This window comes from Pseudomonas sp. EA_65y_Pfl1_P113 (genome assembly GCF_963970525.1).
Lineage (GTDB): Bacteria > Pseudomonadota > Gammaproteobacteria > Pseudomonadales > Pseudomonadaceae > Aquipseudomonas > Aquipseudomonas tritici.
Map to the genome: position 1 here is coordinate 1 of NZ_CAXAQM010000438.1, position 488 is coordinate 488.

Consider the following 488-nt stretch of genomic DNA (forward strand, 5'->3'; position numbering starts at 1 on the left):
AGGTAGTGGAACGGTACGTCGCCGAAATCGAGCCCGCCATAGACCTCGCGCGGATGGTTGGAGACGATCGCAGCAAGCGTCATCGGCAGTTCGCCCGTGCGCCAGCGATAGAGGATGTCGACGAGGCAATGGTCCGACTTCGACACCAGCAGCATTACCCTGCGGTGGGCGGCGCGGTCGCGCATCTGCCAGTCCATCGCGAAGCGCTCGGCGATGGCGGCAAATCCGGTTTGGAGCGCCGACAGTTCCACGGCGAGATCGGCGGCCGTGAACACCACCCGCATGAAGAACTTCTTGGTCTCGATGTCGTCGAACTGCTGGGCATCGAGGATGTTCTGCCCGTTATGGGCGAGGAACGTCGAGACCGCCGAGACGATGCCGGGGCGATCCGGGCAGGACAGGGTCAGGACATATTGATGATCGGGCATGGCTCTCGATGAAGATTTGTGCAACGGCTGCGGGACGATCCGCGATCTCGGCCCTGCTCT

1 protein-coding gene is annotated in these 488 nt (G+C 62.7%); it reads right to left on the reverse strand.

Annotated elements, in window-relative coordinates:
- Positions 1-428: ACT domain-containing protein (locus AACY52_RS30460; RefSeq protein ID WP_339561406.1), on the reverse strand; the 428-nt coding region annotated here is incomplete at its 3' end.
- Positions 429-488: the final 60 nt, after the last annotated feature.